Source organism: Mucilaginibacter pankratovii (assembly GCF_014773265.1).
GTDB classification, from domain to species: Bacteria; Bacteroidota; Bacteroidia; order Sphingobacteriales; family Sphingobacteriaceae; genus Mucilaginibacter; species Mucilaginibacter pankratovii.
In genome coordinates this window covers 475,154-498,031 of sequence record NZ_JACWMY010000001.1, presented here as the reverse complement: position 1 = coordinate 498,031, position 22,878 = coordinate 475,154, and the positions used below count along the sequence as shown (strand labels likewise).

The 22,878-nt window shown below is 40.8% G+C and carries 22 protein-coding genes and 1 pseudogene; 18 read left to right on the top strand and 5 right to left on the bottom strand.

Translation table 11 applies throughout. The features are described 5' to 3' along the window. The first annotated feature begins 36 nt into the window (after positions 1-36). The 3 genes from IDJ77_RS01955 (at position 37) to IDJ77_RS01945 (ending at position 2,811) form a co-directional block, all read left to right on the top strand. A complete protein-coding gene (locus IDJ77_RS01955) occupies positions 37-435 on the top strand; it encodes a Rieske (2Fe-2S) protein (protein ID WP_191187237.1) in 399 nt (132 codons plus the stop codon). Further along, positions 432-1,655 (top strand): hypothetical protein, encoded by a 1,224-nt coding sequence (locus IDJ77_RS01950; protein WP_191187236.1) that lies wholly within the window; start codon positions 432-434, stop codon positions 1,653-1,655. Before IDJ77_RS01955 ends, IDJ77_RS01950 begins: the two co-directional genes overlap by 4 nt. 103 nt (positions 1,656-1,758) lie before the next feature. After that, the gene (locus IDJ77_RS01945; RefSeq protein ID WP_191187235.1) at positions 1,759-2,811 is read left to right on the top strand and encodes a hypothetical protein; all 1,053 of its coding nucleotides are present in this window, start codon (positions 1,759-1,761) and stop codon (positions 2,809-2,811) included. 6 nt (positions 2,812-2,817) lie between these two features. On the opposite strand, the gene IDJ77_RS01940 is transcribed toward IDJ77_RS01945, so the two are convergent. Then, positions 2,818-3,537, bottom strand: a complete 720-nt coding sequence (locus tag IDJ77_RS01940; RefSeq protein ID WP_191187234.1) for a TylF/MycF/NovP-related O-methyltransferase — start codon at positions 3,535-3,537, stop codon at positions 2,818-2,820. Positions 3,538-3,704: 167 nt separating this feature from the next. Here IDJ77_RS01940 and IDJ77_RS27535 point away from each other — a divergent pair. The 8 genes and pseudogenes from IDJ77_RS27535 to IDJ77_RS01910 form a co-directional block, all read left to right on the top strand. Next, a pseudogene (locus IDJ77_RS27535) lies at positions 3,705-4,042 on the top strand (heavy metal translocating P-type ATPase); the annotation flags it as partial. A 117-nt stretch (positions 4,043-4,159) separates the two neighbouring features. Beyond that, entirely contained in the window at positions 4,160-4,528 is a 369-nt protein-coding gene (locus tag IDJ77_RS28075) for an HYC_CC_PP family protein (protein WP_449560062.1), read from the top strand. Between the two features lie 123 nt (positions 4,529-4,651). Then, entirely contained in the window at positions 4,652-4,900 is a 249-nt protein-coding gene (locus tag IDJ77_RS01935; protein WP_191187441.1) for a heavy metal-binding domain-containing protein, read from the top strand. Positions 4,901-4,950: 50 nt separating this feature from the next. After that, positions 4,951-6,222: an efflux RND transporter permease subunit gene (locus IDJ77_RS27795; RefSeq protein ID WP_191187233.1), complete on the top strand. Its 1,272-nt coding sequence runs from the start codon at positions 4,951-4,953 to the stop codon at positions 6,220-6,222. Beyond that, the gene (locus IDJ77_RS27790; RefSeq protein WP_191187232.1) at positions 6,222-8,117 is read left to right on the top strand and encodes an efflux RND transporter permease subunit; all 1,896 of its coding nucleotides are present in this window, start codon (positions 6,222-6,224) and stop codon (positions 8,115-8,117) included. Before IDJ77_RS27795 ends, IDJ77_RS27790 begins: the two co-directional genes overlap by 1 nt. Beyond that, positions 8,114-9,337 carry a TolC family protein gene (locus tag IDJ77_RS01920; protein ID WP_191187231.1) on the top strand — a complete coding sequence of 408 codons (1,224 nt, stop codon included), beginning with the start codon at positions 8,114-8,116 and terminating at the stop codon, positions 9,335-9,337. Before IDJ77_RS27790 ends, IDJ77_RS01920 begins: the two co-directional genes overlap by 4 nt. A gap of 28 nt (positions 9,338-9,365) precedes the next feature. After that, entirely contained in the window at positions 9,366-10,580 is a 1,215-nt protein-coding gene (locus tag IDJ77_RS01915) for an HlyD family efflux transporter periplasmic adaptor subunit (RefSeq protein ID WP_191187230.1), read from the top strand. Next, positions 10,573-11,775 carry an efflux RND transporter periplasmic adaptor subunit gene (locus tag IDJ77_RS01910; protein WP_191187229.1) on the top strand — a complete coding sequence of 401 codons (1,203 nt, stop codon included), beginning with the start codon at positions 10,573-10,575 and terminating at the stop codon, positions 11,773-11,775. Before IDJ77_RS01915 ends, IDJ77_RS01910 begins: the two co-directional genes overlap by 8 nt. 244 nt (positions 11,776-12,019) lie before the next feature. Here the strand turns inward: IDJ77_RS01910 and IDJ77_RS01905 are convergent, their stop codons facing one another. Continuing rightward, complete coding sequence (locus IDJ77_RS01905) at positions 12,020-12,373, bottom strand: hypothetical protein (protein ID WP_191187228.1); 354 nt, start codon at positions 12,371-12,373, stop codon at positions 12,020-12,022. Between the two features lie 186 nt (positions 12,374-12,559). Between IDJ77_RS01905 and IDJ77_RS01900 the strand changes: the two genes are divergently transcribed. Then, positions 12,560-13,459, top strand: coding sequence for a magnesium transporter CorA family protein (locus IDJ77_RS01900; protein WP_191187227.1), 900 nt, complete (start codon positions 12,560-12,562; stop codon positions 13,457-13,459). Positions 13,460-13,515: 56 nt separating this feature from the next. Here the strand turns inward: IDJ77_RS01900 and IDJ77_RS01895 are convergent, their stop codons facing one another. After that, entirely contained in the window at positions 13,516-14,109 is a 594-nt protein-coding gene (locus IDJ77_RS01895) for an RNA polymerase sigma factor (protein WP_191187226.1), read from the bottom strand. A 476-nt stretch (positions 14,110-14,585) separates the two neighbouring features. On the opposite strand from IDJ77_RS01895, the gene IDJ77_RS01890 reads away from it, so the two are divergent. From IDJ77_RS01890 to IDJ77_RS01875, 4 genes are all read left to right on the top strand, one after another. Next, complete coding sequence (locus tag IDJ77_RS01890; protein WP_191187225.1) at positions 14,586-14,975, top strand: hypothetical protein; 390 nt, start codon at positions 14,586-14,588, stop codon at positions 14,973-14,975. Between the two features lie 41 nt (positions 14,976-15,016). Then, the gene (locus IDJ77_RS01885; RefSeq protein ID WP_191187224.1) at positions 15,017-15,547 is read left to right on the top strand and encodes a hypothetical protein; all 531 of its coding nucleotides are present in this window, start codon (positions 15,017-15,019) and stop codon (positions 15,545-15,547) included. Positions 15,548-15,558: 11 nt separating this feature from the next. Continuing rightward, the gene (locus IDJ77_RS01880; RefSeq protein ID WP_191187223.1) at positions 15,559-15,837 is read left to right on the top strand and encodes a helix-turn-helix domain-containing protein; all 279 of its coding nucleotides are present in this window, start codon (positions 15,559-15,561) and stop codon (positions 15,835-15,837) included. A gap of 464 nt (positions 15,838-16,301) precedes the next feature. Then, complete coding sequence (locus IDJ77_RS01875) at positions 16,302-19,364, top strand: lantibiotic dehydratase (RefSeq protein ID WP_191187222.1); 3,063 nt, start codon at positions 16,302-16,304, stop codon at positions 19,362-19,364. On the opposite strand, the gene IDJ77_RS01870 is transcribed toward IDJ77_RS01875, so the two are convergent. Together IDJ77_RS01870 and IDJ77_RS01865 are read right to left on the bottom strand one after the other, a co-directional pair. Beyond that, positions 19,347-20,078: a LytR/AlgR family response regulator transcription factor gene (locus IDJ77_RS01870; RefSeq protein ID WP_191187221.1), complete on the bottom strand. Its 732-nt coding sequence runs from the start codon at positions 20,076-20,078 to the stop codon at positions 19,347-19,349. The genes IDJ77_RS01875 and IDJ77_RS01870 overlap by 18 nt on opposite strands. After that, on the bottom strand, positions 20,075-21,166 hold the full coding sequence (locus tag IDJ77_RS01865; protein ID WP_191187220.1) for a sensor histidine kinase: 1,092 nt from the start codon (positions 21,164-21,166) through the stop codon (positions 20,075-20,077). The genes IDJ77_RS01870 and IDJ77_RS01865 overlap by 4 nt, the downstream gene beginning before the upstream one ends. Positions 21,167-21,264: 98 nt before the next feature. Between IDJ77_RS01865 and IDJ77_RS01860 the strand changes: the two genes are divergently transcribed. After that, positions 21,265-21,456, top strand: coding sequence for a hypothetical protein (locus tag IDJ77_RS01860; protein ID WP_191187219.1), 192 nt, complete (start codon positions 21,265-21,267; stop codon positions 21,454-21,456). A 35-nt stretch (positions 21,457-21,491) separates the two neighbouring features. Further along, the gene (locus IDJ77_RS01855) at positions 21,492-22,664 is read left to right on the top strand and encodes a hypothetical protein (RefSeq protein WP_191187218.1); all 1,173 of its coding nucleotides are present in this window, start codon (positions 21,492-21,494) and stop codon (positions 22,662-22,664) included. The last annotated feature ends 214 nt before the right edge of the window (positions 22,665-22,878 follow it).

Here is a 22,878-nt window from a genome sequence, read left to right as displayed (position 1 = left end):
AGACGAAAATTCATAGCTACGAGCTGTTTGAGCTGTATGAGCGGAGGATTATTATTGGCGATTGAAGGCTGTGGCACCGCTTCCAAACTGATTACGGCTGAGATTTCAGGGTCAGATATGGTGGTACAACTGAGCGACTTTGAACAAAAGAAAGCAGGAAAAAAAGAATTTAGGAAATACCTGGTCGTGCAAAATGATTTGTTAAAATATCCTATATGTGTGTACAGATTTAGTGATACACGGTTTGAAGCCTTATGGATGAGATGCACTCATCAGGGAACAGAATTACAAGTATTTGGCGATAAAATGCAATGCCCGGCGCATGGCAGCGAATTTAATAATCGTGGTCAGGTAGTAAATGGACCCGCTGCGACCCCCCTTAGAAACTTTCCGGTAACCATCACTGATAACCAAATAAGAATTTCTTTAAAATGAGACTAATAATTTTTACCTCTTTGATATTTATTGCTGTTAGTGCGCAAGCGCAAATTGATACTACGTTGTTAAGACGCACTCCGGCAGATACATCAAAAAGAAAAATGAATATGGATGCTATTTATAGCCGTCCGACGTTGCAGGCGGGTAAGTTTCCGGTGTCTTTAGGAGGATATGTGGAGGCAAACTATCAGCACTTGGGTACGGACGGAATTTCTGAAGGGCACCAGTTTCAATTCAGAAGGTTAACATTGTTTGTATCATCGACGATTTCCAGCCGGATCAAATTTTTATCAGAAATAGAATTTGAACCAGCCGACAAAGAGATCAGCATTGAATTTGCCGCAGTAGATGTAGAGTTTCATCCGCTTTTTAATTTGCGTGGCGGAATGATCGTTAATCCGATAGGTGCATTTAACCAAAATCATGACGGCCCCAAATGGGAGTTTACCGACCGCCCTATTTCTACTGAAAAAATGCTGCCTGCAACTTGGAGCAACGCAGGCTTTGGAGTATATGGCAAGTATTATCAAAATAAATGGCTGTTTGGGTATGAGTTGTATTTGACCAGTGGTTTTGATAACACTATCATTGAAAATGAATTTAACAGGACTTACCTTCCAGCCGCAAAAGCAAATACCGAACGCTTTGAAGAAAGCAACAATGGTGAACCATTGATAACTGGCAAGGTGGCGGTAAAAAACACCGGGATCGGTGAACTTGGTTTGTCCTACATGGGCGGCATCTACAACAAATACCAGGATGATGGTTTACGATTAGATGATAAGCGACGCGTTGATGTTTTTGCAGTTGATATGAATACCAGTATAAAAAGAACAGGGACAACATTTATAGGTGAGTATGCCTGGATTTTTGTAAATGTTCCTCAAACCTATTCGCAGCAATTTGGTAATAAACAGCATGGTGGTTTTTTAGATATCGTACAACCAATACTAAAAAACAATTTATTGGGCTGGCGAAATGCCGTATTAAACCTTGCCTGCCGCTTGGAATATGTGGATTATAATGTTGGCCGATTTAAGGAAACTGGTGGAAATATTGGAGATGAAATTTGGAGTGTAATGCCTGCCGTTAGTTTCAGGCCTAACCCACAAACTGTTTTTCGGTTAAATTACCGTATTCAAAAGCAACGCGATATTTTTGCTAACCCGGCGATTAATACCGCAGGGTTTAGTTTCGGCATATCAACTTATTTTTAAATTTAGTTAATAGGGGTGTCCAAGTTTGAAGTAAGTTTTGTACTTAATACTACCGTATATCGTTTAATACTTTTAACTTCCAAGATTCAAACCTCCTTGCCAAATGAAAAAGTTCCTTTTCCTGATTTTGCCCGCATTGGCATTTTTTAGTTTATCATCATTATCTGATTTCCCTATTAATTCTATAGGAAACGGACAGCAGCCGCAGGTAAGTATTGATACTAAAGGAATCGTAAGGGTTGTATTCGGCTCTGCCGATCAGATCTTTTGCGCCAGTTCCACCGATCATGGCGTATCTTTTGGCAAACCCATGCTGGTTGCCAAAGTTCCGGAAATGCACTTGGGTATGTCGAGGGGCCCGCAGTTCACCAGTTCTAAGAATTTCTCGGTGATCACCGCCATGGATAAAACCGGGAATATTCATTGGTATCAGCTCAATCATGCTACTTCCAAATGGAAATATATGGGTGTTGTCAATGACCTGAAAGGTTCAGCACCCGAGGGACTAATGAATATTGCAGCAGACGATAAAGATAATTTTTATGCGGTTTGGTTGGATACCAGAACAGGGAAGCATAACCAAATCTATTTTTCATCGTTGACAGGTAAAGCATTTAAATGGTCAAAAAATATCATGGCCTACCAATCACCAGACCAGCACGTATGTGAATGTTGCAGACCAAGCATTGCCGTCAACGGAACAAGTGTAGCGCTGATGTTTAGGAACTGGCTGAACGGTTCAAGAGACCTTTATGTAACCCGTTCATCCGATCAGGGAAAAACTTTTTCGCCGGCAGTCAAGATGGGTATGGATACCTGGAAACTGAACGGCTGCCCAATGGATGGCGGCGGCCTGCGCATCAGTCCATCAAATGTTGTACAAACCGTATGGCAGCGGAAGGGCAATATTTATTATGCTAAGCCTGGTGAACCGGAAACTTATCTGGCCAGGGGACGGACGTGCAGTATCGCCGGTAACGGCCCAAATCCGCTGATCACCTACCAGTCGGGTGATACCCTGAATGTCTTTAAATTTCCTCAAAAAGCAGCGACTATAATTGGTATCGGTGGTTTTTTAAAAGTGGCCAAGCTTAATGCCAACTCAAATTTCTATGTTTGGGAGCAAGACAAGCAGATTAAATATCGGAAAATGTAGTGTTCTCTAAACTTTACGAAAAAAAGCGTGATTATATTGATTTCCCCAAAGGCAAATGATCTTTTCGGGTTTATCCGCGAAAAATTCATCATAAGCTAATTTGACACCTGGGTTGATGTCGAGGCCTTCTGCTCCTTTTTCTGCATCAAAATAATCCATCATAATACAAACTGCATTTTTGGCCATTCTTGGATAAATGCTTTCGAAACAATGCAGCATCACTGCCTTATGTTCCATTTTATCCCCACCAAAACCACAGTCAATATGTACAAAAGCAATCTCTGATGGAAGTTCGGCAGGCAAGGTGGCCTTAAAGTCCCCTTTGTGTACGATGGGCTGTTTCAACCTGGCTTCGTTAAAATTAGACCTTAACTCATCTTCAATGTTACCTTTGACTGTAAAAGTGGCAAAGAAACTATCGTATAAATGCAATTGCTTATCGGAGCCGTTCAGCTCAATCATCTTTTCAAAAATAAGCGCACATTGGCCTGTAAAACATCCTAATTCAACTACATCGCCGGGAACGCCGTTGAAGATCACAGAATCCAATAAGTGGTAGTAGTTAATGCGCTGTTCGGGCGTGTTCATATCGATGTTTGTATCCAGTTGCTTCACCTGGTAGCCTGTACGCATGAACCGCAAACCTTTATTTACAAACTCAACTAAAGAGGAACGTTTCTTTTCTTTAACGGCATAAGGCTTTTTAATCAGAAAGTAATTGTCCATAGCGGTAAAGGATTAATAATATGTTTAGACATTAGTTTATACTATCAACTAATATTCAATGATAAGAATTTTGTTTTAAAATCCATTGGGAAAAGAACACGGTATTGTATAAACCTTTAACAGAATCCTGTAAAAACGAAGGCTTGTTGCCTTGGTAATTTTGTGCTGGTGTAGATAATGCCCCTGCGCTGGCCCAGGCGGATATTGGTATTGCAGTAGGTCCGGAAACGATATAGCAGCAGAAACGGCGCGAATAGTATTAGTGAACAGTAATCCAAAAGATATTGTGAATTTGATCTTATTTGGCAAAGCGACTTACCGTAAAATGATACATAACCTGATTTGGGCAACCGGCTACAATGTGGTCGCTTTGCCATTGGCTGCGGGGGTATTATATAACCAGGGTATACTATTAAGCCCGGCGGCGGGTGCAGTGTTAATGACAGTTAGTACAGCGGTGGTAGCAATTAATGCCAGTGCTCAAAGTAAAAGCATAGGGGGTTGATTTGTAGTCGGCAATATTGTAAGGTTTTTTACAATTTACGACTAAAAGTAGCAGGAAAAATGAAGGTGGTCTTTTGCCACAATTTAAGATTTTAATTAAAATACCTATATTCGATTAGTGAAACGCACCGCACTCATATATTTAACGGCCATTTATCTCTTATCCCTGGTGGGTATCGGGGTAAACCGTTTTTATTGCTGCGGTAAACTTTCGTCTGTTACACTCACTTATGCTTCAGCGGATCATACTGATAAGGACAATTGCTGTAAGAATGAAACTAAAAGTTTCAAGCTAAAAGATAATCATATAACCACTGCTTCATTTGTATTCAGTGATTTATCACCGGTAATAATACCTACACCGCTTTACTTGACTTTCATTGCAATTGCTACCGAACAAGTTAATCATTCAAGCTATGAGGCGAGCGCCCCACCGGGTGACCCTGATATACCGATCTATACCTTAAACTGCGCTTACAGGATCTGAACTGTATTCCCTTAGCCTTACATGCTGTATCCGGCTATATCTTCTACTTGAAGTCCATCTTAATTAATAATCACGTGTAGGTTTTTACCTATGCTATTTATCCATTTTTAAATTTTTAACAACATGAAAAAAGTAATGCTGTTGGCTGCTGCCATCCTGTTTTCTGCCGCGACTGTTTTTGCCATTGATACGCATGATGGTAAAATGGCTAATGACACTACCAAAAAAGTAAAGCCAGCTAAAGTACAATACACCTGTACGATGCACCCGGAAGTATTGAGTAACAAGCAAGGAAAATGCCCGAAGTGCGGCATGGCACTCGTTAAAAAGACCGATGCTAAAAAGAAACCCGCAGAAAAAATGAAGATGTAATCCAATTCAGCTCTCCACCAATTGGCGGAGAGCTGATTAAAGCAATTAAGATGATCAATCAACTTATTTCCCTGTCCTTAAAAAACAGGTATATCGTATTGCTAATCGCCATCGCGCTTTTTGCCTGGGGCATTTACGCAATACGAGAAAATCCTATTGATGCGATTCCTGACCTATCTGAAAACCAGGTAATCGTTTTTACCGAATGGCAGGGCCGCAGCCCGCAGGTCATGGAAGATCAGGTAACCTACCCGCTGCTGAGTAATTTACAAGGCATCCCTAAAGTCAGAGCCATTCGCGCGACTTCCATGTTCGGAATGAGCTTTGTCTATATTGTATTTGAAGATAAAGCCGATGTGTATTGGGCAAGAAGCCGGGTACTGGAAAGGCTGAATTATGCGCAGCGATTGTTACCGCAAGGCATTACCCCAACGCTCGGGCCGGATGGTACGGGTGTCGGCCATATCTTATGGTACACTTTGGATGCCAAGAGCATGGACTTAGGCGAACAAAGGGCTTTACAGGATTGGTATGTAAAATTGGGTTTGCAAACGGTTCCCGGCGTAAGCGAAGTCGCTTCTTTCGGCGGCTTTGAAAAACAATATCAGGTGACCATCGACCCCAATAAACTTAACTATTACCGTATCCCTTTATCGCAAGTGCTTAAATCCATCAAAAGCAATAATAATGATGTAGGCGGGCGCAAGTTTGAGATGAACGGCACTGGTTATATAGTCCGTGGCCTGGGCTACATCAAAAGCTTAGCCGATGTGGAAAATATCCCCGTTGGAGTAATCAATACCATCCCTGTTAAGATCAAAGATATTGCTACGGTGCAAATGGGCGGCGATGAGCGCCTTGGAATATTTGACCGCAATGGAAGCGGAGAAGCGGTTGGTGGTATTGTGGTGACGCGTTACGGCGAAAATGCAGATAAGGTGATCCATGCAGTCAAGGCTAAAATGGCGGATATTCAAAAAGGCTTGCCTGTGGGTGTTAGCTTTAAGATTGCGTATGACCGTAGCGAATTGATCGAAAATGCGGTTGGTTCGGTTAAGCATACGCTCATCGAAGAAATGATAACGGTATCCATTATCGTGATCCTATTCCTATTGAGTATTAAAAGTGCATTAAGCATTATTATACAAATTCCAATTACCATCGCGGCCAGCTTTATTTTGCTTAACGCATTTGGCATATCCTCCAACATCATGTCACTAACCGGTATCGCTTTAGCCATTGGGGTGATCGTGGATAACGGGATTGTGATGGTCGAAAATTCGCATAGGAACTTATCCATTGCACAAGAAAAAGAAAAATAATGACCACAGCAGAAAGAATAAAAATCATCGAAACCTCTTGTAAACAAGTGGGCCGTGGCGTGTTCTTTTCGACACTCATTATCGTAGCTTCATTCCTGCCGGTTTTTTTACTGGAGGGACAGGAGGGCAAATTGTTTGGGCCGTTGGCCTGGACAAAAACCTTTATCCTGGCTATTGATGCGATATTGGCGGTAACACTAGCACCGGTGCTGATCTCTTTTTTTCTGAAAGGGAAATTAAGAACGGACGATCATAACCCGCTCAATCGTGGATTGGAACGAATTTACCGGCCTGTACTCAACTGGTGCGTGACCTGGCGCAAAACTACCATCGGGATCAATATCGTTGCCCTGCTCGTCAGCATACCGCTTTTGTTAAGCTTAGGCAGCGAGTTTATGCCACCGTTGGATGAGGGAACGATCCTGTTTATGCCGGTTACCCAGCCGGATGTATCCAACGCCCAGGCCAAGCAGTTACTACAGGTTCAGGATAAGATCATCAAAAGTGTACCCGAAGTAGCCAATGTGTTAGGCAAAGCAGGCCGGGCGAATACCGCTACAGATAACTCACCCATTAGCATGACCGAAACCATTGTGTTGCTAAAGCCAAAAAGTGAATGGCGCAAGGGTATCAAAAAAGAGGATATTATCAATGAATTGAATGCCAAACTGCAAATTCCCGGTGTAGTGAATGGCTGGACACAGCCTATCATTAACCGTATCAATATGCTCAGTACAGGTATTCGTACCGATGTAGGCTTAAAGATCTACGGGCAAAACCTGGACACGATCAATGTTTTGGCAACTCACATGAAACAGGCTTTAATCGGGTTAAACGGCGTAAAAGACTTATACGTTGACCCGATCACCGGTGGCAAATACCTGGATATAAAGGTGAATAAAGATGCCATTGGAAGATATGGATTGAGCGTGGATGATGTCAATGAAGTTGTGGAAAGCGCTTTGGGCGGGATGAATTTGACGACAACCATTGAAGGCAGGCAACGTTTCAGTGTGAATGCAAGGCTGGCACAGGATTACCGCAATAATTTGGAGGTGATCAAACGGACGTTGGTGCAAACCATAAATAATGGCCCTGTACCCTTATCCTCGGTTGCAGATATCAAGATCAGCGATGGTCCCGCGATGATCCAATCGGAAAATGCCTTGTTGCGGGGCACGGTATTATTTAACGTCCGTGATCGCGACCTGGGCAGTACGGTAAAGGAAGCGCAGGACAAACTCAATAACCTGATTAAAACTTTGCCCAAAGGCTACTATATCGAGTGGAGCGGCCAGTATGAGAACCTGATCAGGGCAGAGCATACCTTAAAATTGATCCTGCCAATTGTGTTGATCATCATCTTTGCCTGCCTGTATTTCGCTTTTCATTCGATAAGAGAAGCATTCTTTAGCCTAATCTCTATTCCCTTCGCTTTGATCGGCGGGGCTTATATGGTGTACTTCTTCGGTGTGCATTTATCTGTCGCGGTGGCTGTCGGCTTTATTGCCCTCTTTGGCATTGCCGTGGAAACGGGTATAGTTATGGTGATCTACCTGAATGATGCCATGCAACAGTTGGTCACTTTAAAAGGTAACTCTAAGGAAACCATTACCAAAGAAGATTTAAGGTTTTATGTAATGAACGGCGCGGTGAAACGCTTGCGCCCCAAATTAATGACCGTTTGCGTGGCCTTGTTCGGTTTAGTGCCGGTGCTTTGGGCAACCGGGACGGGCAGTGATGTTATGTTGCCGATTGTGCTGCCGATGATCGGCGGTGTATTAACTTCTTCCACCCATATTTTATTGGTGACGCCATTGATCTTTTTGATGGTGAAAGAATACGAACTCAAGAGACATGGTAAACTGGAAGTATTGGAGGTAAAGGAATCATGAAAAAATATCAGATCATACTAACAGGCTTAATGTGTACTGCACTTTATGCAAGAGCACAGCATCTGCCTTTAGATAGTGTTTTAGCCCGTGTGGCCGCTAACCCGGCATTGCAAGCTTATGATGCCAAGGCGAGTGCGCAGGATGCCTACGCGGACGGGGCTAAAAGTTTAGATGCGCCTAAAATCAGCGCGGGGCAATACCAAGTGCCATACCAGGTTAACCCCAATGGCGGCGCATTTATGATACAGGCAGAACAAATGTTTACCAATCCGGCCAAGCTCAAGGCAAAGCAGGATTACATGAAGGGTTTATCCAACATAACCAGGGAAGATAAGAACTACCTTAAAAATCAACTGGTCGCGCAGGCCCGGCAATATTATTATGAGCGGGTGGTACTGGAAAAAAAATTGGTACAATTACAAAACACGCAGAATTTACTGGAGTATATGCTGAAAGATGCCAATATCCGGCTAACCTACGGCAAAGAAAAGTTGCCCAATATTTATAAAGCCAAAGCCGATCTGTTTGAACTGGATAATACCCGTGACCAATTGAATAATGAGATAAGCCAAAGGAATATTATGCTGAATACACTGATGAACCGAGCACAACAAACAGCGTTTACCGTGGATACGAATATTGTGCTGAAAGATTACGAAACCAATATTACCGATACCGCAATGCTGACCGGTACGCGAAGCGATATTAAAGGCATCAACCGGAATATCGAATTGCAGCAACTCAATTCACAAATGGAGTACGCTAAGCGCAAACCGGACTTTGGGATACAGGCAGCACACATGCAAAGTTACGGCGGTTATGCCAATCAATATATTCTGATGGGTTCGGTTACTATTCCTATCGTTCCCTGGGCTTCAAAAGAGTATAGGGCCAACTTGAAAGGCATCCGTTTTGAAGTGGAAGAATTACAGCAAAAGAAACTGGAGATTTTAAACCAGGCTCGCGGTCAGCTGGCAGGTTATAGAACCGATATGAGCAGCAAGAAAAGACAGTTAAAGAATTACCAGTTAAACATTATCCCTGCCTTACAGAATACTTATAAAACATCCTTGCAGGCTTACGAGCAAAATACCGGCGATCTGGCTTCAGTTCTGGACGGTATCAAAAGCTTGCAAATGGCAAGAATAGCGGCATTAGACCGATTACAAGAATTATTAACCTTACAGGTAGCTTACGAAAGGGAATATGAAAAGTATTAAAATTCTTTTAAGCCTATTATTAATCTTAATGCTTGTGGTAAGCGCCTGTGAAAATAAGAAACCGGTGCAAATTATTGCCTCGGCTAAAACCGATGTGAAATACACTTGCCCGATGCACCCGCAGGTGATGGAAGACCATCCGGGTAACTGTCCGATCTGCGGAATGACTTTGGTTAAGAGATCGGGCCATTCCAGTAAGGGTGCCGGGATTAGCCTGAATACAGTTTTACAGCCTGTTAACGGTAATGTCATTTCTTCAGTTGCCTCCCTTACACCTGTAGAAAAAATAACTCCTACTGCAATTTTAGGGGATGGTTACTTAGATTTCTACACCCGCACCTTTAACAATATCGCTTCGCGTCTTTCGGGCCGTATAGAGAAGCTCTATATCAAATATGCTTTTCAGGAAATACATATCGGGCAACGTATTTTTGATATTTACAGTCCTGACCTTGTAACAGCACAGCAGGATTTGACCTACCTGACCAAAAACTCAGCTCAGGAAACCGAATTAATCAATGCCGCCCGGCAGAAACTTTTGTTATTGGGCATGACTATGCCACAGGTTAACCAAGTGGTTAAAACAGGTAAAGTGTTTTATAGCTTGCCGGTTTATAGCGCTTATGAAGGCCATGTACATGATGTGGCGCATAGCCAAATGTCGGGCACTTTAATAACAGAAACACCAACTGACTTTACAAATAACCCGGCCTTAACCATTAAAGAGGGTATGTATGTTGCCAAAGGGCAAACGCTTTTCAACGTAGTTAACCCACGCCAACTATGGGCGATCATCAAAATTAGCCAATCACAAACAGCGTCTGTAAAATTGAACCAGTCTGTTCAAATTACATTACCTGATATTCCCGATAGAAAGATTACGGGAAAAGTCAATTTTATTGTGCCCACTTTACAGGATGGCGATAAAACCACCAGTATCCGGGTGTACCTCGATAATATGGACCATAATTTAAAAGTAAACAGCCTGGTTAAAGCGAACATACAAACCGGAACGATCAAAGGCTTGTGGATACCAAAATCAGCGCTGCTGGATTTGGGCAACACCAAAGTGGTATGGTTAAAGCAGGGCTTATCATTTAAAGCACATGAAGTCAATACCGGAATGACAAACGGCAAAGAGGTGTTGATCACAAAAGGGCTTGTAGCCACCGATAGCCTGGCATCAAATGCCCAATATTTAACAGACAGCGAAAGCTTCATTAAAACCAAAGATCATGAATAAGATCATATTATTAGCGTTATTGTTCGCCCTGTTTTTTGCGGCCTGCAAACAAAAGCCGCAGCAATCAGTAAAGCAGGAAACAAAAGTATATTATACTTGCTCAATGCACCCGCAGGTGCATGAAGACCATGATGGTAATTGCCCCATCTGCGGTATGAAACTCATTAAAGTGGAGGTGACTGATGCCGCAAGTTCCAATACGATCACCTTAAACGGTACGCAATTGCAACTTGCCGGAATACAGACGGAGACCGTGAGGGAAGAAAATACCGGTAATGAAAAAATGCTAACAGGTACGGTGACCACGAATGAAAATACAGCGGCTGAATTGAGCGCCAGGTTAGCGGGCCGGGTACAACAATTATTTATCCGGGCTGTTGGCGATAAAATAACAATAGGGCAACCGGTTTATGCGCTCTACAGTGAGGACTTGCAGGAAGCGGAGAAGGAATACTTGTTGGCTAAACAACAGCAAAAGGTATTACATAACCCTGATGTGGATTACCTGCAACTGATCGCTGCCGCAGAAAGCAAATTGAAATTATGGGGTTTATCTTCATCACAGATCAAAAACTTAGCAGCATCCCAGAAAGTTTCTTCCCTAACCACGATATTGAGTAGCGTTAACGGAACGGTGAGCGATATCGCCGTTCATGAAGGCGATTATGTAACCGAGGGCATGACGATCCTGAAAACACAAGGATTAAGCAGCCTTTGGGTAGAAGCGCAATTATACGCCAATGAAGCCGGGCTTTACAAAGAGAATGATTTTGTAAATGTTTCCTTTCCCGATCTTGGCGGCACATTGATCAAAGGCAAAGTCGAATTTATGAACCCTGAATTATCAGGGCCTTCCAAAGTGGATCTGATCAGGATTAGCATTCCTAACCCGCAAGGATTGATCAGGCCGGGGATGTTGGCTTACATTGCAATATCCGGCGGCGGTCACCATGCGTTAGCAGTACCCGCATCTTCAATTTTAACCGATGGTAAGGGTAGTAAAGTGTGGGTAAAAAACTCTAATGGCAGTTTTTCGCCACGAATGATTAAAGCAGGTGTGGGCAATCAAAACTACGTGCCTGTTTTATCAGGACTAAATGCAGGAGAGATCGTTGTAACAGTTGGCGCTTATTTGTTAAATAGCGAAGCGGTATTTAAAAATGGGAGTGATAATATGGCTGGGATGAAAATGTAAGACAACAAGCTTTACTTGTTATATTGGCAGGGTTAAGGAGGTGTGTTATGAAGAACGAATTCACTCCTGCCGTAGCTGCATGGGTCCCAATGGTTGTACGTGTCGTTTTGCTTTTCAGCGGTAAGGTCGGACAATTTAATCAACCGCCCGACATGCTACTTAGGGGGCTTAGCGGCATCTTGACGGTTAACAGTTTTTCAGAAGCAAGGCGGGGCGTTTTCCGTCAGGTTCTTGAAAGCCACCCTTAACAGGCTGTTATCACATAGTCGACTTTGTTGTGGCGATACAATATGCCTACCAACTGCAGATCGCCCTGGTAGAATTTAATCTCTTTTTGGCTGACGATCTTAGTAATCATTTGTTTGGTTTCTTTAACCTTGTCTATCTCAACCGCATCGTGGTAAAGTAAATCAAAAGAAGTATCATAAATAGCTACTTCCTCTCCCAGCAAAGTGTTTTCGGAGTTATGATAGATAAGTTGCAATACAGCAGGTGGTATTTTAGCATCAAGCAACAGGTTGGCTTTATTTATGGCAGCATGGGTTAGTGGATTGTAATACTCCTCCTCCCGGTTCTGCGAAAATGAGAAATAGTTCACCAGCGAGAAGGCAAGTAGTAATGCAGCTTCCAGACTTTTATTAGCCAGGCAGTGCGCTCTTCATCTTCAATTAATAATATCCGGCTCATATTCCTTTGTTGCCCAAAGGTAAATGTTTTTTGCAACAGCTTATTTAGATAGTCTGTAATCGATAACTATCTTTAGCCTGGTTAATAGAAAGACTGAATGGTAAATAAAATTATAAGTAAAACGGCAAATGGCTTTGAATGGATGGATATTACAGCACCCTCAGATGATGAGTTTGCGGAAGTTGCCAAGAAATATAAATTGCACCCGGCGTTAGTTAAAGACTGCCTGCAGCCAGATCATTTGCCCAAATTTGAACGGCTGGAAAATTATTCTTTTATCATATTCCGAATATGCACGGGTAATGACCTGCCTGAAGCAGATAGCGTGCAGGAATTAACCCACAAAATTGCGATATTTTATGCTGATGACTTTATCCTAACCATACATCGAAAAAAGCAAACGCTTTTTGACGAATTGATAGAGTCAGTTGGCAAACAGAAATGCACCGGAAGTCATGAACTCCTGAATTTATTGATCAATGCCTGTTTGGGGACATATGACCAGCCGTTAAAAAAGCTATCAAAATCTGTCGATTATTATGAAGAGATTGTATTTCTAAGGCCCAAGAATGCCCCTTTATTAAAAGGTTTGTACTATTTAAAAAGAAAGATAGACCTGCTCAAACAAATGCTTATCCTGTCCTATGACATCATTGATAACGTTGATTCGAAGGAATTAGGAGATGTAAATACACGTGACACGAGGGATCAGTACATTAAATTTCAGAATATGTTTTCATCCTATTCTGAAAACATACACCAGTTGCTGAATATATATTTCTCCGCATCATCGCAAAGAACCAACGAGACCATGCGTATCCTCACGATCTTTTCCGTGTTCTTTATGCCCCTGACATTTATAGTGGGTATCTACGGGATGAACTTTGATTTTATGCCGGAACTGAAATGGAAACTCGGCTACCCTGGGGTAATGTTACTCATGGCCGTCGTAACCGTTTTGATCTATATATGGTTTAAGAAGAAGAAATGGTTGTAGTTCATATTATTGTATTTGTTATTTCTCAATAAAAATACGGGCTTGGTAATTGGGTTTTACAAGTGTTTCAAGATCTGAATCGTGAAAATCATTATAGCTAAATCCTGTTTTGAAAAGAATAGCTTAACATCCTTATTAGCTTTTACAATTTGGTTACGTATAGTTGAAGTAGCTATACCTAATTCATGACTTACTTCTTCATAGCTTTTACCTTCTAATTTACACAAGGTGTAGATAAGTTTTTTTTGAGGAGCAAGGCTTTCTATAGCCAGTTGCAATAGCTCGTGATTTTCTTTATTAATTATGGTTTCTTCCGCAAAAGTATCGAAGGCGGTTGATGATAGGACCATGCGTTCAATTAATCGCTTATCCTTAGCCATTTTACGAAAATGCCCGTAAACTAAATTTTCAGCAATTTTATATAGGTAAGATTTGAATGAGGTATCCAGTTTAATATTGTGTCTGTTCTCCCAAATTTTAAGAAAAAGGTCTTGTAATAACTCCTGTGCAATATCTTCTTCTTTTACCAGTCGCAATATGTTTCTGTAAAGTTGATGACTGTAAAAGTCGTAGATGCTGGTAAAAGCATGCTCGTTTCCTTGTCGAAGCTGCTGAAGTAAAAAAGCTAAGTTTTCTTTATCCGCCACCATAATTTCATCTGTTTAAATGAATGGTGAGCCAATAGAAATTATGGTCGGGTATTGTATTTGACAATAGGGCCGGTTACCCGCAAAGTCTATTGTAGCATGGCTCTGACAAAGCCAACCAGTTATTTCGAACTGGTCTCCAACAAAGACACAAGCGAGCACCGGCCCTATCACATGTATAGGGTTGAGGTGCCACACTTACGCTCGCTGGAATAAACTGTCAGATTTAGCTGCAAGGCTCGTAAGCAAGTCCTACTTTAAATAAGCGGTAAGTCCTGCAAAAATATAAATTTCCTACTCCGATTTCTGATTTAGTGCCATTACATGTAGTAATCGCTATCGTAAATTGAAGTTTTTCAATTATTTTTTAAACAAATATAACTTTTTGATCATAAACTATCAAAAAATGATAGCTATTACTATTTATATATCATAGTTAAAAAGGAGCTTCTTGACATTGCCAATCACAAGCTTTGTATATGAGCGTAGAGATAGGTAAAATCATTCATGGATTTGTGCAAGAAAAAGGCTTAAAAGCAAAATTTGTTGCTGAATTTGTTAATGTTAGTGAATCCACGCTTTTTGGAATTTATAAAAGAAAATCAGTTGATATTGATAAACTAATATTGTTTTCTAAACTATTTGATAGAAACTTGTTCTTATATTATTTGAATGAAGAGCCACTGAAAGGAATGTTCAGTAAAGATTTTGTAATCCTTCAAAATCGTATTATTGAACTTGAAAATGAGATTGGTGCGTACAAAGAAAAAGTCAATTATTTGACAGAAATAACCGAGGCTCAGAAAAAGGTGATTCAACTACATGAAGGGAACGCATCCCATAAAAAAAAGCATAAAGGCGAAAACTAAATGACAATACCCTTATACAGGATTTGCAAATTAACTTATAAGTGAATATCTTTACATTGGAAGTTTGGGACGATGAGGGAAAGAAATGTACGTTTTACACTGTACGTTGGGACGATGCCAGTGAAAATGAAACGGACAAGTTTTTTAGAAAGTACAATGCCATCCCGGAGTTAAAAACAGCGACCCAGCAAATGTTGAGTTTTGTGCTGGATAGCCTGGGCGATGACCATGGTGCAATCGATGCTTTATTTAACCGTCCTGAAAATGAGGTTACTGGTTTACCAAATACGGGAAAAGTAACTGTAAAACAAGTATTGTTTGCCTATCCCAATTTTCCGCTACGGTTGTATGCTTTGCGGGTTAATAACCGGAACGATCTGGTAATTTTGTTTAACGGGGGCATTAAATCCGCCCAGACAAACCAGGCAAGCAAAGATATACATCTTAAATGGGTAGAAGCCTGCCAGTTTGCAAAACGTATTGAGGATGCGTTAAGTGATGGCGAAATTGTAATTGACGAAGGCAACAGAAGAATCATCTCTGCTAATGGAGATAAGGAAATTTATTTATAACGATTAAGCATATGAGAAGTAAGGTAGCACAGCAGATACAGGATGAAACCCCACAGGAGGTGCGCATTTTTGTACGGCAATATACCGATATTGTGGTTCGCATCAACGAGATTATGGCGGAGAAGGGCTACACTCAAAAGGATTTGGCAGCAAAAATGAACAAGAAGCCTTCTGAGATCAATAAATGGCTGAAAGGTAATCATAACCTTACCCTTAAAACCTTGGCTAAACTGGAAGCAGAATTAGGTGAGCAGCTTATATACACGTCCCGCGAGCATGCGCATGCTTAATGTCTGTCGGCCCGGTATAGGCGGTATTTAAAAATATTTGGAACCCCGATACTTAATGTATTGGGGATTTTATTTTTATACGAAATAGATAATGCGGATTTCGCCTCATGTAGCTAATCTTAACGATTTCTACGCCAAACTAAGAATGAATTAAATTGCCCGTTTACTCGATAAGTTACATATATGTTTAGGGTGACTCGGGAAAAAGATGCATCCGGATGTTAAGGGTGAAATTATAGCGGAAATAATATCTGATGAGAAGGTGTTGGGTAGAAATATACCGATGAAGACATTGCGAAAAGTACCTTTAAAATATTTTCGAAATATAATCCGGTGTCTAATGATTAACTATTGAAAATTGCTTTTTACTGTTGGTCTGTTTCAATAGTGTCATAATATGCCATAAGCCGATAAATTAATGTCGCAACACGTATTAAGGATATCTACCCTTAATACTTATGCGCATGAGCAACTACCACTTTTTTGGTGACTTGATTGTTAGAACGCCGTTCTTTAGCTACCTCGATTACACCGAGGTTAAGCTCAATAAAATTATTAATGATCCTTATTTCCAAGAGGCTTTGTTTTTGGGCAGCCCTGGATTTTACAATATTCTTGCGGAAAAACATTTTGACAGCACCCTGTTAACCGAACGGGAAAAGCTGAGTATACAAAAGTATTTTAACCGGATGTGCTTCCGGCCTACACCATTCGGAAGTTTTTCGTCATTTTCATTGACCTCATGGGGAAAAGACGAAACGATCGTACTTGATAACAAGCATACAAAACTCCATCTAAACGTAGACCAGGAAATCGTCAACCGCCTTGTTTCATTGCTGGTAAATGAGGATCCCGAACAAAACCAGTTTATCTGTAACCCGGCGCTGTATCAGTGGGGTAGGGATTTCAGGTTTATCTCCACTACCTATACTAACGATAAACGTAAAGTTTATTTTGACCTGGAGTCTATTGAAAATGATGAACTGACCCGAGCATTATTTTCGTTTTGCCGGACAGACTTTAGAAGCGGTGAAGAGATTATTACGCATATGATGAATTTATCCGGTTGTACAATGGATATAGCGAGGGATTACCTTCGATTTTTAATAGGCGCAGGCATTTTGATGCCGGATACAATCACCAACATCATAGGTAAAGATTATCTGCAACGGATATTAGACCAGCCCAATGGGGTATCTACTTTGAATACCGTTCTTAAAGACATTAATGGTAATATGAAATCTATTAGCTTTCCTGATGTCGGGCAATTAAAGGAACACGCGAATACGATATATAAGTTACTGCCTGGTTCCAAAGATCAAGATTCAGGACAAATGTTTTATGCCGGCCTCGAACGCGGTATCACCACAGGCTCGCTTTCAGTCATGATTCAAGATCAGCTTGTAGATGGGTTAAAAGCACTATCTGCTTTGGTAGTACCTGCGCAACCGGATATGCTTATTCAATTTATTAAAGACTTCAAAGTAAGGTATGATAAGCAGAAGATACCCTTACTTCAAGCTGTTGACCCGGATATCGGAATTGGATACGGGCCTGGTACTAACTCCAATATAGATTCTGATCTTTTACGTTTTGTAAAATTTAGTGGGCGGAAAATAGATCAACAGCCTTTGAACTGGTCAGCGGTGCATCGGTTGCTAATGAAAAAATGGAATGACAGGACAGCAGATCGAAGCCCAATCTTTTTAGATGAACTTGATTTGCAATCCTTATCGACAGATAATACAATGCCGTCCCCACCAAGTATAGCTGCACTTTTCAGAACCACAGGCGATGGGATTTATCTGGAATCATTAGGCGGCGTTACAGCAACGGCATTGATCGGGCGATTCACTGCCTGGAATAAAGACATACACCGTTTAAGTACAGAAATCGCGGCTGTAGAGCAGTTTGCAAATCCAGAAGTAACTTTTGCAGATATCGGCCAACTTTCTGAACCCCATGCCGATAACATCAACAGGCGGGAGCATGTTTACGCTTATGAAATACCCATAAATGTTATTTCAACTTTAGACATGGATCATCAAATCCCACTATCGGACCTATTGATTTATGTAGTAGGCGATAAGCTTGTTTTAGAATCGCTGACGCAACAAAAAGTGGTCATTCCGCGCCTGACTTCCGCCTATAATTATAGCCGGAATAACCTGGCTATATTTCGATTGCTCTGTGATTTGCAGTATCAGGGACTCCAGGGAAGTTATGCCTTTTCATTAGCTAACTACTTTCCGGGGATGGCCTACTATCCAAGAGTAGTATATAAGCAGACAATTTTAAGTCCGGCTACCTGGTATCTGTCAACTCAGGATCTGAAGGAATTGCAGCACTTATCACGGAATGACTCAATTGGAAAATTCCTGAGTATAAAAGAAAAACTTAAGCTCCCTAATACTGTAGCGATGAGCAAGTTTGATCAGCAACTTGTTTTCAATATAGATAATGAGCCGGAAATCATATTTTTAGTAGATTGCCTGAAGGGAGGCGAACAGGCGATTCTACAGGAGTTTTTCCTGCCGAATGACCAAACTGTTCAAACCGAGCAAGGTAAACCTTTATGTAATCAATTCATTTCTTTTCTCTGCAAGCGTGAAGCGGTTTATTCGGGTTTGCCGATCAGGGAAGATGTTTCCGGGCTCAAAAAGCAAAAGGAGTATATCGTCGGAAGCAAATGGCTTTATCTGAAATTATACTGCAATCCGGCTATAGCTAACGATGTGCTAACGAAGAAATTATTGCCTCTGTTGAAGAACCTGAATCAGTCTGAGCTACAATCGTGGTTCTTTATACGATACAGGGACCCGGGTTATCACATACGATTACGCCTGAAAATTAAGGAAACAGCAGTGGGTACTGTGTTGACTAAATTTAAAAGGCGGCTGTCAAAATCAGTTAGTTACCATTTGATCCGGGAATATCAGGCCGACACGTATCGAAGGGAGATGGAAAGGTATGGTGATGACATGATCGAATTGATTGAGTATTATTTTTATGGAAGCAGTGAACTGGTTGCTCAGTATATTAAATTGGTGAGTAAAAGGACATTTATCTATAGTTATCACAGTATAGCATTTGTTTCCGTTTATGAATTATTGATCCGTTTTCTTCCGGACATAACCGAGCGAATATCATTTCTTGAAAAAATGGTAGAACTGTTTTACGCAGAGTTTGCTACTGATAAATCGCTAAAGATTGATCTGGACCAAAAATACAGGGAGCTGAAAACAGAAATCATATTATTGATTACGAATGAGACATATTATCATCAACTCCGTCTCTTGCCCCATGCGGAGCTCTTCAGTAATGGAATCCAAAACATTCTGAAACGAGTAATAGCGTTCAGCTCCAAAAGGAAGCATCAATTACTGGCGGATATGGTTCATATGCACCTGAACCGGATCTTCGTCGATAAACAGCGTAATCAGGAATTGATTGTATATTATTGCCTTTTTAAATATCAGCTAGCTGTCAGGGCAATGACGAATAACAAGTCAAAACCTCCTGCGTGATTTAAGTAGCAGTTCATTCATTTTTTCAAGGAATGTGTCTTTATAAAACCTGCCCAGATTTAGACTTATATCGTCTTCCAATATCACCCTCGTTTGTTCAACGGCCTTGATCCGGTCTGTATTAATGATAAATGATTGGTGTACCCTGGTAAAATGGTCCATAGGCAGGTACTGTTCAATTTCATTTATCGTTAAATACGGCATGACATATCCTGATGTAAGGTGGATTTTGATATAGTTTTGGGCACCTTCTACATATAATATATCATTAATGGTCACCTTGACCATTTTTCCTTTAGTTTCAGTTTTAACAAAAAAGAAGTCTCTTTTTTTCTGTTGACTAGCTTCGGCCTTTTTGACATCTCGCTGGACACGTTGAACGCTCCTCCAGAAACGTGGATAACTGATCGGCTTTAACAAAAAGTCAAACGCTTCTTTTTCAAAAGCTTCTAAAGTAAACTCCTGAAAGGAAGTCGTAAAAATGATCTTCGTGTAAAGATTTGCCATTTCAGCAAATTCCATCCCGGAAAGTTCCGGCATTTCTACATCTAAAAATGTAATGTCCGGGGGATTAGTGCCGGTTACTTCATTCAGTGCGATTAGTGGGTTAGTTGAAAATCCTTGCAGTTCGAGACCGTCAGTTTGATCGATATAAGACAAAAGCATTTCAACCGAATGGTATTCGTCATCGATTACATAGCATTTTAAATTCATAGCTGCATCATTAGTTCAACGCCAAAACTGTCCTCCTCATCTCTAATATTAAGTTTATAATGGTGCTGGTAGCTATAGTCTAAACGCTTGATAACGTTTTTTATGCCTATAGATCGTAAACGTTTTTTCTCCGGCTGATGTTTTTTTAAATTCCAACTTACAAATCTCAGTTCGTTTTGCGCGTTGATCGTAATGTGCAATTTTGCTTCACCTTCCTTCTTTTTCATGTATCCGTGCTTGAAAATATTTTCAGTCAGCGTCAACAGTATTAAAGGAATGATTTGCGCTCTTTCCATATCCCCGGCTACCTGAAAATCTATATACAGTTCATAATCAAACCGAAGCTGGTTGAGTTCGATAAAATTTTGTATCTGCTCAACTTCTTTTGCTAACTGGGTTTTCCCGCTGATACTAACCTCCTCCAGCGAAAACCGCATAATATCAACGAGCAATAAAACACATTGAGAGGCCTCACGGGATTGCTTATAATAAGTGTTATGGATAAATGTCAGGGTATTGAACAATAAATGGGGACTGATCTGTTGCTGGAGATAGGCGTTCATTGCCTCCGCTAAGTTTCTCTCTAATTCCGCTTTTTCTTTAAGGGTTTTAAGCTGGATTGTTTCAGTATTATGCACACGGTTTCTAAACATGAGAACCCGTAGAATAGCCAAATAAAGTGAACTACAGCCCAAAAATGATATGCCTCGGTAAATATTGGGAAGCAATAATGTTTTAATATAGACAGTTTGACTTGGGATCTTATCTATCGAAAAGGCCAAAACTGTATCAAGAGCATATTTAAGTACCAGGTAAATGAACAACTCCAGGATCATCATCACGGGAATCACAAGATAAGACCTGCCGGACTTAATCGCAAAAGGGAGGACAACATGGGCATTGAAATAAAACAATAACACATTTAATCCATAGTAACAGATATAGTTTTGCAAAGGTGCAAAAGCACCGATGCTAAACCTCGCAAAACTAACTTCATAAATGATAAAAATGACCCAGCCGGCAAAATGCTTCAGGAGCAGTTTGTAATCCAATTTTTTGAATAAGCCTATTCTCAATTGTAATCCCATTGTCATTGCCGGTTATGTGTCTACTGCATCATGTCATGCGTGTAACAAAGTTGCTGTACCCTATTGATTACTCCTAATTTGAGTAAAAAGTAACTGATATGAAAAAGATAATAGTAAAAAAAATCAATAAAAAGATCAATAAGTTACATCGCTTCAATGATCTGATAGATGGCAATTCCGCGGAAACGACTGTAGGTGACCCAACTAATACAACGATTACCGTATTAACTACCGTCAGCGGGCAAACACATTTCGGCAAGCCACAAAGGGAAACGAACATAAGAATCTAATAATTAGGTAATTCCCGAATTAAAAATTTGATACTATGCTTAAGGACGAATTAAAAATGCTGGCCACCATGGCGGCTGGTTTTCCCGGTATGATAGACAAATCTGAAGTTTTGTCGACAGCCTATTTGACCGCGCAGGAAACCCATATAAGGGAGGAATGCCAGCGGATAAAGAAAGTCTGGACGGAACTACTATTCAGTCAGGTAAAGGATTATGTTCTTCGACGATATATAGCCTTTCAGCAACAGGTCATCCTGGAAAAGACAGATTTTATTTATAAGCTGATCGGATCTGCTAACGATAATGGCTTGACAGAAGATGATGCGCTTTTGAGAATACCATTGCTATTACAGGTGTGTATGCTTGATTTAAGAGATTTCCAGTTACAATATTTCCATTCTTATGTCGATCAGAACGGAAAAATACCGGATGCTATAACGCCATCCGTAAGGAAAAAAATGGCTGAGTTAGCGGAAGAGTTAAGCGCCGGCTTGGAAAATATCGAAATAGATCCAGGCCTTAAGGTTTGTTTAATGGACTATCTGGGCGTTATCATTAACACTGATAGCAAAGCTTTGCTTAGTTATCGTGCAGCTGAATATTTGACGACTTTTACAGAGACGTTGCAGGGCACCGTTGCTTTCGTTGGTAGCGCAGATCTTACACACAGCATCATTGAGGCACTATTCTATATAAACTTTAATCACCTTAACTTTTGCCAGTGGTATCAGGACGATGTATTGAACAAAAAGTTCGTGTTGCATGCGGAAGACCAAGGGCCAATGTTGATGAAACAGCTACTCTTACTCAAAACTATGCCGGTAATGACGACTACCGCATTTGATCCAAATGTTGCTGCGGTTCATATTCAGCTGGACCTTTGGTTGAACGAGGTTATCCGTCAAGAACATTTTACGGCCAACGGCGATGAACGCGAAATTCCAGACAAGTTAGAATTAAAGCTTACTGTAGCTCAAATGGCATTGTTGGTCAGATTGTTATATGAGGAAGGAGTCTTTACGATGAAAAATATTACTGCCATATTGAAGTTTTTTTCTACTCACTTCATGAGTAAAAAACAGGAAAGTATATCTTATGGCAGTATGAATAAATTATACTATAGCGGCGATCAGTTTACAGGCTATGCGGTAAGGGAGCTACTATTGAAAATGGTGTCAAAAGTCAATAAAATGTTTTTTCCAAAATAAAAATAAGTTGGTTAAAGATAAATCCGTCAGCAACTTTCCAAGAGGTCTATTTTATCACAAAAGTTGGACAATCGGACAAAGTAAATCTATGAAAAGCGTACACAGCATATATTATCTTTGATTCTAAAGATCACTTCGCATGAGCAGCTGAGCTTACTTCGTTAGCGCATTAAATCCTTATGCAATCAGGGTATTTCCCCTTTGAAGCAGTTCA

Coding starts and splice junctions, on each gene's coding strand:
- IDJ77_RS01860 (WP_191187219.1), top strand. CDS start 21,265: ATGAAAAAGATAATAGTAAAAAAAATCAATAAAAAGATCAATAAGTTA.
- IDJ77_RS01935 (WP_191187441.1), top strand. CDS start 4,652: ATGAAAAAAGTAATGCTGTTGGCTGCTGCCATCCTGTTTTCTGCCGCG.
- IDJ77_RS01880 (WP_191187223.1), top strand. CDS start 15,559: ATGAGAAGTAAGGTAGCACAGCAGATACAGGATGAAACCCCACAGGAG.
- IDJ77_RS01870 (WP_191187221.1), bottom strand. CDS start 20,078: ATGAATTTAAAATGCTATGTAATCGATGACGAATACCATTCGGTTGAA.
- IDJ77_RS01865 (WP_191187220.1), bottom strand. CDS start 21,166: ATGGGATTACAATTGAGAATAGGCTTATTCAAAAAATTGGATTACAAA.
- IDJ77_RS01890 (WP_191187225.1), top strand. CDS start 14,586: ATGAGCGTAGAGATAGGTAAAATCATTCATGGATTTGTGCAAGAAAAA.
- IDJ77_RS27790 (WP_191187232.1), top strand. CDS start 6,222: ATGACCACAGCAGAAAGAATAAAAATCATCGAAACCTCTTGTAAACAA.
- IDJ77_RS01895 (WP_191187226.1), bottom strand. CDS start 14,109: ATGGTGGCGGATAAAGAAAACTTAGCTTTTTTACTTCAGCAGCTTCGA.
- IDJ77_RS01855 (WP_191187218.1), top strand. CDS start 21,492: ATGCTTAAGGACGAATTAAAAATGCTGGCCACCATGGCGGCTGGTTTT.
- IDJ77_RS27795 (WP_191187233.1), top strand. CDS start 4,951: ATGATCAATCAACTTATTTCCCTGTCCTTAAAAAACAGGTATATCGTA.
- IDJ77_RS01945 (WP_191187235.1), top strand. CDS start 1,759: ATGAAAAAGTTCCTTTTCCTGATTTTGCCCGCATTGGCATTTTTTAGT.
- IDJ77_RS01920 (WP_191187231.1), top strand. CDS start 8,114: ATGAAAAAATATCAGATCATACTAACAGGCTTAATGTGTACTGCACTT.
- IDJ77_RS01940 (WP_191187234.1), bottom strand. CDS start 3,537: ATGGACAATTACTTTCTGATTAAAAAGCCTTATGCCGTTAAAGAAAAG.
- IDJ77_RS01875 (WP_191187222.1), top strand. CDS start 16,302: ATGAGCAACTACCACTTTTTTGGTGACTTGATTGTTAGAACGCCGTTC.
- IDJ77_RS01915 (WP_191187230.1), top strand. CDS start 9,366: ATGCTTGTGGTAAGCGCCTGTGAAAATAAGAAACCGGTGCAAATTATT.
- IDJ77_RS01955 (WP_191187237.1), top strand. CDS start 37: ATGAGCGGAGGATTATTATTGGCGATTGAAGGCTGTGGCACCGCTTCC.
- IDJ77_RS01950 (WP_191187236.1), top strand. CDS start 432: ATGAGACTAATAATTTTTACCTCTTTGATATTTATTGCTGTTAGTGCG.
- IDJ77_RS01910 (WP_191187229.1), top strand. CDS start 10,573: ATGAATAAGATCATATTATTAGCGTTATTGTTCGCCCTGTTTTTTGCG.
- IDJ77_RS01900 (WP_191187227.1), top strand. CDS start 12,560: ATGGTAAATAAAATTATAAGTAAAACGGCAAATGGCTTTGAATGGATG.